This is a genomic window from uncultured Chryseobacterium sp., from assembly GCF_913776365.1.
In the GTDB taxonomy this organism is placed as follows: Bacteria; Bacteroidota; Bacteroidia; order Flavobacteriales; family Weeksellaceae; genus Chryseobacterium.
Window position 1 is genome coordinate 23,344 of the sequence record NZ_CAJYMO010000005.1, and the last position, 10,452, is coordinate 33,795.

12 protein-coding genes are annotated in these 10,452 nt (G+C 44.2%); 4 read left to right on the forward strand and 8 right to left on the reverse strand.

All coding sequences use genetic code 11. From position 1 onward, the window contains the following. Positions 1-8: 8 nt before the first annotated feature. The 6 genes from QZ735_RS00300 to QZ735_RS00325 all read right to left on the reverse strand — a co-directional run bounded on the left by QZ735_RS00300 (position 9) and on the right by QZ735_RS00325 (position 5,711). Positions 9-440 carry a hypothetical protein gene (locus tag QZ735_RS00300; RefSeq protein WP_294243124.1) on the reverse strand — a complete coding sequence of 144 codons (432 nt, stop codon included), beginning with the start codon at positions 438-440 and terminating at the stop codon, positions 9-11. Positions 441-644: 204 nt separating this feature from the next. After that, positions 645-1,073, reverse strand: coding sequence for a PaaI family thioesterase (locus tag QZ735_RS00305; protein WP_294243147.1), 429 nt, complete (start codon positions 1,071-1,073; stop codon positions 645-647). 101 nt (positions 1,074-1,174) lie between these two features. Continuing rightward, positions 1,175-1,771 (reverse strand): 1-acyl-sn-glycerol-3-phosphate acyltransferase, encoded by a 597-nt coding sequence (locus tag QZ735_RS00310; RefSeq protein WP_294243126.1) that lies wholly within the window; start codon positions 1,769-1,771, stop codon positions 1,175-1,177. Between the two features lie 320 nt (positions 1,772-2,091). Beyond that, complete coding sequence (locus tag QZ735_RS00315; protein ID WP_294243128.1) at positions 2,092-3,819, reverse strand: PspC domain-containing protein; 1,728 nt, start codon at positions 3,817-3,819, stop codon at positions 2,092-2,094. An 11-nt stretch (positions 3,820-3,830) separates the two neighbouring features. Next, positions 3,831-4,160 (reverse strand): PadR family transcriptional regulator, encoded by a 330-nt coding sequence (locus QZ735_RS00320; RefSeq protein WP_294243130.1) that lies wholly within the window; start codon positions 4,158-4,160, stop codon positions 3,831-3,833. 210 nt (positions 4,161-4,370) lie between these two features. Beyond that, positions 4,371-5,711: a cytochrome P450 gene (locus QZ735_RS00325; RefSeq protein ID WP_294243133.1), complete on the reverse strand. Its 1,341-nt coding sequence runs from the start codon at positions 5,709-5,711 to the stop codon at positions 4,371-4,373. 541 nt (positions 5,712-6,252) lie between these two features. Between QZ735_RS00325 and QZ735_RS00330 the strand changes: the two genes are divergently transcribed. The 3 genes from QZ735_RS00330 (at position 6,253) to QZ735_RS00340 (ending at position 8,131) form a co-directional block, all read left to right on the forward strand. Continuing rightward, positions 6,253-6,939, forward strand: coding sequence for a hypothetical protein (locus tag QZ735_RS00330; protein WP_294243135.1), 687 nt, complete (start codon positions 6,253-6,255; stop codon positions 6,937-6,939). Between the two features lie 2 nt (positions 6,940-6,941). Beyond that, positions 6,942-7,541, forward strand: coding sequence for an HD family hydrolase (locus QZ735_RS00335; protein ID WP_294243137.1), 600 nt, complete (start codon positions 6,942-6,944; stop codon positions 7,539-7,541). A gap of 293 nt (positions 7,542-7,834) precedes the next feature. After that, positions 7,835-8,131, forward strand: coding sequence for a hypothetical protein (locus QZ735_RS00340; RefSeq protein ID WP_294243139.1), 297 nt, complete (start codon positions 7,835-7,837; stop codon positions 8,129-8,131). Between the two features lie 269 nt (positions 8,132-8,400). Here the strand turns inward: QZ735_RS00340 and QZ735_RS00345 are convergent, their stop codons facing one another. Then, positions 8,401-8,811: a helix-turn-helix transcriptional regulator gene (locus tag QZ735_RS00345; protein ID WP_294243141.1), complete on the reverse strand. Its 411-nt coding sequence runs from the start codon at positions 8,809-8,811 to the stop codon at positions 8,401-8,403. A gap of 562 nt (positions 8,812-9,373) precedes the next feature. Between QZ735_RS00345 and QZ735_RS00350 the strand changes: the two genes are divergently transcribed. Continuing rightward, the gene (locus QZ735_RS00350; RefSeq protein WP_294243142.1) at positions 9,374-9,526 is read left to right on the forward strand and encodes a hypothetical protein; all 153 of its coding nucleotides are present in this window, start codon (positions 9,374-9,376) and stop codon (positions 9,524-9,526) included. Between the two features lie 641 nt (positions 9,527-10,167). Here the strand turns inward: QZ735_RS00350 and QZ735_RS00355 are convergent. After that, the coding region (locus tag QZ735_RS00355; RefSeq protein WP_294243144.1) for a hotdog domain-containing protein at positions 10,168-10,452 on the reverse strand (285 nt) is incomplete at its 5' end.

A 10,452-nucleotide genomic window follows, 5' to 3' on the forward strand; every position in this document is an offset into this window, starting at 1 on the left:
TATCCCTCTCAGTTACAGTTTCCGTTGCAGGGTGTAGTCTGGTCTGCATCCTGTGTGGTAAATGTGAACTGAAACTCCTCATAATTTTCTTTTTCCACCGTTTTTATATAATTTTCATCTCTCATTAAAATATTCCGGCTGTTGTTATCCGTTGCCTTCCACACCTTAAACCGGTTTTGCCCATATACAATTTTTACGCTGTCAGCATAGAAGATGATATCTTCTACAGAACCGAAATTCACATCCAGTTCCTGGCTGTATGTATTCCCCTTGCTGATTATGTGCCTGGTTTTTTTACCCTGACTGTATGAGTACAGATCGATATCGGCATTGCTGCCGTTGGTGTAGTTGTATTTATTAATGATCCGGTAATCTATAATTTCCCTTCCGCAGCTTGCGGCCAGAGATAAAAAGGCGATGCAGTAAAATATTTTTTTCATAGTCATGAAGTTGCCGGGTATTCTCTAAATAATCAGGCATTTCTGATAAGATGCAGAAAAAACAAAAGGTTGCACCCGGATATAAAAAAAGCCTAAAAAAAATGAGCCTGTTATTGAATCATCATGTAAAGATCAGCAATTTTAAAAAAGATCATTAAAAATCACTACATTACCAAATACTAATGGTGATTTGCTGAAATGTTTTTACCTGTTGATAATGGCATTTGTCATCGTCGTATGGCTGATCAGTTGTCCTTTTTCATCCCGGATCTCAATTTCGGAGACATGCATGGATCTCCCTTTCCTGATGAATCTTGCTACGGCTGTTACCATCCCGTCTTTTTTGCTTCTCAGGTGGTTGGTGTTGATGTTGGTCCCCACGCCGTAATATTTTTCCCCGTCGATGAAGATATTGGACAGGCTGGAGCCCATGGTTTCTGCCAGCACGCAGCTTGCCCCGCCGTGCATGATACCGAAAGGCTGATGGATCCTCGGCAATACCGGCATGGTGGCCGTCAGCGTCTCATTCTCCAGGTCGATATCCGTAAACTCTATCTCAAGTGTTTTGGCAAAAGTTTCGTCTCCCCAACGGTTGATGAATGCCAGTATTTCTTCCTTCGGTTGATCTTTTATGTACATATTTTATGGGTAATGAGTAATGAGTAATGAGTAATGAGTAATGAGTAATTTTGCCATAAGCCATAAGCCATAAGCCATAAGCCATAAGCCATAAGCTAGCGGCCGGCCTCAGATTCGGTACCCATGATATTGGGATTCCAGTTGGCCGGGATTTTCGGGCCGATATCGTTGGTGATATAATACTCCTGGATTTCCTGCATGATTTCAAGGAAAGGTACGGTAGCAATCCTCTTATAAGGAATGGTATAGCCCAGATAGACGATATTTCTTTTAAAATCCCCGGCAGCCAGTACGATAGGGACTTTTGCCGCCAATGCCATGTGATAAAAGCCCTTTCGCCATTTCGGTACCCAGCTGCGTGTTCCTTCGGGGGTGATCACCAGGCTGAAATCATCTTTGGCAAACTGACGGGCCACGAAGTTGACCAGATCGTTCTTCTGGCTCCTGTCAATCCCGATTCCGCCCAGCGCTTTTACGATCCCTCCGTACCATGATTTGGTGTGGGCATCTTTAATAATGATTTTCAGAGGCTTTTCCAGCGACCAATAGGCCAGGTTCCCCAGAATATATTCCATATTATGGGTATGGGGTGCCACCACAAGAATACAACGGTTCAGGACTTCCGCATCGCCCTGAAGAACCACTTTCCATCCCAGTAATTTCAGCATCAGCCTGCCAAAAAGCTTTCTCATATCTATAGAATTAAAAACAAAAAAGTATAACCAAAGCGGTTATACTTCTGCAAATATATTGAAATATTATTTCTTAAAACAAACCGCTGATTAAATCCACGATTTTCATTACGATTTCTAATGCCAGTTGTACCATGATGTTAAATATTTTTGAGTAGTGGGTTGGTTATGTTTTTATTATCACAAATGTAAACTTTTTTCTTTATATAGCACACTAAAAAAGTTAATTTTTTTACATTCTTCAGAGAGAAGAAGGGTGTGAATTTCAAACGGTTGAGGTTATCCGTTCACACCTTCTGCCACTCTCTGCAGGGAGTTGTTTATTTTGTTTTGATGGTAATTTCGTTTTTATCCTTATCTACGCTGAAATCAATGTTGGCCCCTTTCATTTTTCTGATGCTGTTTTTCATGGAGTCGATCACCCGGTCTGCCTGTTTGCTTGGAACTTTTTTACCGTTGATGATGATGCTGTCGCTGTCATTGTCGTCATCCGAATATTCAATGGTAGAACCGTTTACCGTAATTTTATTGTCGCTGATCTTTATATTTCCGTCTTCATCCTTATCCTGTTCCATGTCATTGATCCCGTCTGCATTCAGGTCTCCGTCGAAATCGATGCCTTCATGTTTCAGTGCGATCACTTTGGTATTCAGGGGAAGTACAAGCTCGTAATCCACACTGTAGCTTCTGAACCTCTGGTCGTAAGGGTATTTGATATAGTTCGGAAGAATCACTTTGTTGTCCGCAATTTCTACCGGTACGCTCATATTCAGGGGAAGGTTATATCCTTTCGCTTCTTTCCTGATGATCAGGTAAGGGGTCTTCACATCGGTTTTTCTGGTGACGTCTACATGGATCCAGTCTCTTTTGTACACCGAAACCTTGTCAGAATACAGGTCGTCATCATATCCGGTGAAATTCTGCGGAATGCTGATCTGCTTCAGGTCTACATATACCGTATCCGAGCTGGTATTAATGGCTACTTCCTCCGTATCTTCCTTATGTCCTTTGAAGAACATATCCCTTTTGGCCATGCTTACCCCGAAATAGCTTCCCAAAGCGATCAGGGTGAGAAAAAGCGCTCCCAGTACCCAGCCGATGTTTCTCAGTCTCGTTTTCGGGGAGAAAATTTTGATGCTCAGCAGGCTGAAGATGATGGCCGGAATCAGGGAACCGATAATCATAATCGCTACCAGGACCTTATCCATACCGTCGTCATCCATATAAAACCGGATCTCGTTGGCTCCCGGGAAGTCGGAATTCATTCCGAAGAGCCCGAACAGTACAAAAGTTCCTACAATACTGCCTACCGCCATCATGACAAAGATTCCGCCGATGATGTATTTCAGTACATTCCAGATCCCGCTGCCGGCATTGGTAATATAAGGTTTGTTTTCGATATAGATTTCTCCGACCCTCTGAGTGGACTCGTTGGCAAACTGTACCAGCTTGTTGGACTCATTCTTAAGATTGTCGAAGTTCATCGGCTTTCCCTTCATTTTCAGGAAATCTGCGGCGGTCTCCGCTTTGGGCAGGACAGCCCAGAGGATAATGTATAATAAGAACACCAGGGTAGAAGAAACGGCTGCCGTAAAGATTCCCAGGATAAAGATCCCCAGCCAGATGGCCCGCATCGCGGTAATGTCCATTCCTACATAGTGGGCAAGGCCTGCACAGACTCCGGCGATTTTCTGTCTTTCAGGATCCCGGAACAGCTGTCTTTTGTCGGTAGCATCAGTTCCTGATGAGTAAGATCTGCTGGTGTTTTTTTCAGAATAATAAGCTTCTTCCTGCTCCTCGATCTTTTCAGGGGTCCCGATCTGGGCAATGACCCTTTCCACGTCGGTATCATTGATTACTTCACGCTTGGCCATTGAATCCCGGAAGATTTCCACCATCCTGATTTCGATGTCGTGCATTACCTCATCGGCTTCGGAAGCATCCAGTGAGCTTCGCAGGGCGTTCAGGTAATCGCTGAGTTTTATATACGCATGTTCTTCAATCGTAAAGGAAAAACCTGCAAGTCCTATTGAGAGTGTTTTGTTCATAGCTTTGTTTTTTAATGTTTTTGAGTGATTTGGTTAACGGCTGCCGTCAGGTCATTCCAGGTATTTTGGAGCTCATCCAGGAACAGTTTTCCTTTTTCCGTAATCTGGTAGTATTTTCTCGGTGGTCCTCCGGTAGATTCTTCCCAGCGGTAAGACAGGAATTCCCCGTTTTTCAGTCTGGTAAGAAGAGGGTAGAGGGTTCCTTCCACTACGTCCAGTTTTCCCTTTTTCAGCTCGTCGATCAAATCGGAAACGTACATTTCACGATGATTGATGAGACTTAAAATACAGAATTCCAGAATCCCTTTTCGCATTTGCGCTTTGGTATTTTCAGTATTCATCTTTAATAAGTTTTGTTAATTAGTTAAAGAATCCGTTTTTCAGCTCCTAGCTAGTTAAGCCTTCTCCGATTCTATATTACAAAGATATATAATTAAAATGGTAATATGCAATACAAAGTAGTGGAATAAATTTAAATATATGATTAAGTTGCTGTAAATCAGGTTGATTATTTTTTAGCTAAAAATATCGTGTGAATAAAAAAACTCAGATTATTCCGGATTTCTGATGATTTTTCCTTTGACACTTACCGGCCGTAAGGTAACGAGTGCCTTCTTTTCAAGTGTCTCCTGATAGGAAATAAACCTGAACCGGCGGTAAAATCTGCGGACGATCAATGCCATTTCCATTACGGCAAAATGTTCACCGATACAGAGCCTTGGTCCCGCACCGAAAGGATAGTAAGCAAAATTTTTCGAATTTTCATCATCAAACCTTTCCGGAATAAAGGAATCCGGCTCGTTCCAGTATCTGGGATTGCGGTGCAGCCCGCTGATGTACAGGATGATGAAAGTACCTTTGGGCCAGGAATATTCTCCGAAACGGTCGTCTTCCAGTGCCTGCCGGTCGATGGCCCATGCCGGGGAATGCAGCCGCATCGATTCCTTGATGATATTGGACGTAAAGGATTTTTTCATCAGGCTTTCCGGTGTAAAAACCGATTCTCCTTCACCGGCAATCTCCTGCCGCAGCTTTTCTTCCGCTTCCGGGTGGCGGCTGATTTCAAAAAAGATGAAGCTCAGTGCATTGGCCGTGGTTTCGTGGCCGGCAATAAAAAGGATCAGCATTTCATCCACCAGCTGTTCATCAGACATGGGAAGTCCTGTGTCTTCGTACCGGGCCCGGATCAGCATGTCCAGGAGATCGTTTTTCTCCTCACCGGAACTTCTTCTTTTTTCCAGCACGCTGTGGATAATGGCTTTTGCCCGTTTGCTTTTTTCGATATTCCTGTCAATGATTCCGAAAACCTGCAGGAGCTGGGTATAAAACGGCAGCCTGACTTCTTTGGCAAAAACTTCCTGGATTTCGGTAATGATCCTGCCGAGCTCCTTTACCGTACGTTCATCAATATCCGAGCTGAACAATGTTTTCGCAACAATGGTAAAAGCCAGGGAATGGAAAAAATCGTAGAGGTCAACTTCCGTTTCCGTACCGAAAGCCTCAAAAGCCTTATCCGTTTCCTCTTCCATAATGGAAACCAGGCTGGCAATTTTCACTTTACTGAAGCCGGGCTGGATCAGCCGTCGCTGTTTGAGCCAGTCTTTGCCATTGTTCGTCAGCAGCCCGTTTCCAAGGTATTTGGCCAGGGTTACCGACTGGATCTCGGATTTGTAATAGTTCTTATGGTTCTGCTTCAGGATGTATTCCACAAATTCCTTATCCTGGGAAAATATAAAGTTCTTGTTGGTGAAATTGGCTCTGATGCGGTAGCTGTCTCCCGCAATCCGGTGATTTCCGCTGATGGTGGCCAGCGGGTCCTTTACACCGTTGATCAGGGAATACAGCTTTCTTCTGCCTTTCAGCTCAGTAGGATAATTGAATTGGGGGTCCATATCGGTAATTTCCCATAAAATTACAACTAATCTGCCATTCTTCGACAAAAGCTGCGCCGATTAACAGGCCTGCGCATAACAAAGGGTAATTCTATAAGTTGCCTCGCCGGCTGTTCACCTGGCAGGACAGCCGGTTCCGGGAGCAGCGGCCATTTAAACAGCATCTTCACCGTAAACCGTTCCACTGTCATTCCGCCGAAGTATTAACAGAATAAAATAGTATTCCGCAGGAATGTGATGTGTCATCAATATAGAGTTGATATACGGATGATGTTCTTCCGGAATATGGATCTTGAGATTTGGTAATAGTGACGCTCCTGGAAGAGGCTGCCAAATGGTATGTTTACATTAAATCACGCAGATTTGCAGGTGGCGCAGATCTTATTTTATAATATCCATGCGGCTTATTGTGTTTCTTCCGCTTCATATTCTTAAGATGATCCTGCAGATTTTAATTCTGACATTTGATTAATGAGTACCTTTGCAGAACGCTGGCCTGTTTACCAGGCAAAAAACTTTTTAACCTTAAGATATAATAGATATGATACCTGCAAAATGGCTGCCGCTGCTCATCCTGCTGGGAACCGGTCTCCGGGCGCAGCATAAGTTCGTCATCAAGGACGGATCCGGACTGTATGACGCAGAAATAAGTGTGGCCACCTGTGATAAGGAGGAGTGTGAAGGAAAAGCTGTTGTAACGTTATATAAAAAAGGAACGTCTGCCAGGTTCCAGTCTTTTCCTTCGGATAACCTGGATTTTTATCTCAATAAAGACCAGCAGCCTTCCGTCAATATCGTCCAGCTGTACAATGAACAGAGTCCGCTAATCTTTAATGACTTCAATTTTGACGGCACGGAAGATCTTGCCATAAGAAACGGGAATGAAAGCAGTTACGGCGGACCTTCCTATGATGTCTATGTTTTCAACAGCACCCGTCAACAGTTTGTTCCGAGTGAGGAGCTTACCGGCCTGGCCCATGAAAACCTGGGGATGTTCGAAGTGGATCCCGTCCGCAAAAGGCTTATTACGTATTCCAAGTCCGGCTGCTGCTGGCATCTGACTACGGAATATGCCGTGGTGCCGCAGAAAGGCCTGGTAAAAGTGGATGAACTGGAGGAAGACGCTACCGGCGGGGATAATGTAACCGTTACTAAAAGCAAGCTGATTAATAACAAATGGAACAAAACCATAAAAACCTATCCCATTAAAGAATATTATAAAGACTGACAATGAAGATCCAGAAAGAAATCGATTTTATCCTGGCCGTAGATGCCCTGAAAAACGTGCAGCGGAGAAATTACAATGCCGATGATTCCAGGCGCGAAAATACGGCGGAACATTCATGGCAGATTATTATCCTGGCCCAGATCCTTTTCCCATATGCCAGAAACAGGGCAGACATCGACCTTCTTCGTGTCATCCGGATGCTGTCCATCCATGACCTGGTGGAAATAGAGGCCGGCGATACCTTTATCTTCGACGAAGCTGCTATGGCAGGAAAGTTTGAAAGGGAAAAGATCTCGGCACAGAAAATTTTCGGTATCCTGGATGAGCCTCTCCGATCGGAGTTCTTTCACCTCTGGCTGGAATTCGAGGAAGAGCAGACGCCTGATGCCATTTTTGCCTGCGCCATCGACCGCATTATGCCGTTTATCCTGAATTCCCATACTTCGGGGAAAAGCTGGACTGAAGCCGGCGTTACCGAAAGACAGATCCGCAATATGCTGGAAAATGCCATCAGCCGCGCCTCCGATGAACTGGGAGAAGCCTTTCAGCTCATGCTGGTGAAAAACCTCGAAACGGAAAAAGTGGTTAAGGAACAGCTTTAATATTGCCTGTGCATAAAGAATGATCCGTGTTATGATTCATTGCTTTACCCATCAGATTTCTGATTGTGCTGCATGCTGACGGTATAATCATAAACCGGCAGATCAATAGAGATCGAACGCTCATTAGTAAAAAACCGGTATTTATCTGTTTATAATTTAATACCTCATGCTGTAAAACGGTTACTTATATGAATAGCATCTGTAAAAGGAAATTTTTCAGTTTCTTCGTCTTATATTTTTTAACTTTTGGCTGTTCCGATAATAAGCCGCACGCTTCTGATCAGATCAATATAGTGCTAAAGGTTGCTGATTCTGAAACGGGCAAAGGCCTTACCCATGAAAGGGTAGAGATAAGAGAAATTCAGGATCCGGTTTTTTCAATGCGGCAGTTTATCAAAGTCGGAGAATATTATACCAATGATAAAGGAGAGGTAAAGATTCCTTTATATAAAGAAAAAGGATATAGATTTTCAGTATTCGGAAATCATACTTTTGGTTCTGATGAATATGAAAAAGGAAAGTTAAGGGATAAGCAGAACATTATCATAGAAATCATCCCGGCAGAAAAGAAGGAAATATTCTTGAATTAAAAAGAAAAATACTTCTGCACGTTCCCATCAGGAAGGGTGCATCCTGCAGTGAACTGAATCCGGTTCCGGCAATAGCCTCTTCATTTTCATCCCGAAAACAGGCCGGTCACTGTGATTTTGTAAGGTGATTAATCGTGGGCACAAGTTTAGGCCGGCGCCACGGCATGTCCATTTCAGCCTCACGCTGCCGCGAACTTAATGTTTGTGGTAACTGAGAAATCACAATGCTTGTTTTTATGGAAGAGGTTTTAATACGTTTTCCTGATTCATTATTGAGACCTGATGAGCGACTCCAGCCGAACCATCATATCTTCTTTTTCTTTCAGCATCCTTTCGTACAGCGCAATTTTTTCATCATAGAGCTCGACTACTTTATCGATAGGATTGAATGAGCAATAATTGGCAGTAGCAACTGCATGATCGCTGAAATCCTGAAAGGTATTGGAGATGACGTTAATGGCTTGTTCCTCATCAAAATTCCGGAAAGCTTCCACCGGTATTTTCATAACTTCGGATATTTTTTGCAGCAAAGCATCTTCTACCATTGCTTTCTGTTCCAGGAGTGAAACTTTCTTCTGGTTCCAGTCTTCGCCGAGGTCGAAGGCCAGGGCTTCCTGCTTGATGCCCAGCATTTCCCTGAAACGTTTTACATTTCTTCCCTGATGTATTTTATGTTCCATTTGCGGTTTTTTAATTGATTTTGAAATTGAAAGTAAAGATAAAGAAATATGACAAAACCCAACCACGTACTTAAGAATAAAATATCCCTGCCTGGTATCGGATTGGCTGTGCATTTCTTTTTCAGGAGCTTGATCGCGCTATCCACTCATACTCCTCGCTCCGGGCGTGTCCGGCGTTCCCGGGGCTGGACCCATTCTTGCCTGCGCGCTCCAATGCCTGCTGTGGGGTATCCGTTTCTATCGCGCCTAGGGCGGAAGCCTTTTTTAAGATTCCTGTCTGTGCCGGTATGTAATTTAACGTAAGTTCGATGTAAAATCAGGTATACAGTCAATAGAACTGATTTCAGCCCATTTACTAGGGGACACCTGATGATCCGGCATTAGCGGAATGCGGATAAGTTTTGGCTAAAGCCGGATGTATGCTGCTATAATGACGTCGGGCTAAAGCCCGACGCTATTGATTGATGCCACTCATTTAATGTGACCTTGAATGGGTGACCTTTATAATGCTGGGATAAAGAAGCCGGATGCCGGAAGATTTCTTTTATCATTTTAACAAAAGATGAGCGTCACGCTCGTGGTCGCTGGGTTGCTTACGGTAGCTTCTCTTGATTTTATTCCACGGGTGAATTTTCAGACCGCTCCGGAACCGGCCGTTGGTCAGCATAACCCTGACGGGGTTTCGAAAACCCGTCAGGTTTCACAGTCTCCATGATCAGCAGGCAATATGATAGAAAGAGGACATGTTTCACCGGAAATTCAATTGATGCATTAAACGTTACAGCAGAAAAAAATTAATAAAGTTACTGTTTTTTTCACGCTGCCGCGAGCGTCACGCTCGTGGTCACTAAAAAATTGCAATGCTTGTTTTTATGGCTTAGAGGTTTTTATGCCCTGACGTAATGATACGTTCAACTCAGTGCAGAATAAGGTAATGCTCCGGAGGAGCTTCCTGTTAATAGTCTCACATCATAGTATCTGATAAGCTCCGGAGGAGCGGCCTGTTTCCTTTTTCCGGTTTTTATTCCTTAAATGAATTTTCAGGCTGCTCCGGAACCGGCCATTGGTTAGCATAAACCTAATGAGGTTTTTGAAACCCGTTAGGTTTTTACAGGTCCTCATCCCTAGCCCGGATCGTAGCGGTTACCCCACAGCAAGCAGGGGAAGAAGCCCGGATCCAGCCCTGGCAAGCACGGCGCGAGGAGTATGAGCGGAGAGCCGGATCAAGCTCCTGAAAATAAAAGGACTGGCTTCCGCTTTCCAGGCCGTTTTGTTGTACACGTGGCCGGTGCTTTTCCCCGGTTCCGGCATTGGTCTCCCGGACTTTCTCCCGGACTTCTGATTCAGGCGTGTTCTTTACAGGATCTGAACCGGCGTCTTGAACTCGTCGATGGCTACGAATGTAAAATCACCCACGATGGCTTTTTCGCGTTCATAGGAATACATCTGTTCGGTATAGATTTCCACGTTTACCTTCATACTGGTTTTTCCCACATGGGCTACTTTCCCGATAAGCTCCACAATAGTGCCTGCGGGAATCGGTTTTTTGAAATCGATCTTATCGCTGCTTACGGTCACCACTCGCTTTCTGGCAAAGCGGGTAGCGGTAATGAAGGCCACCTCATCCATCAGCTGCATGGC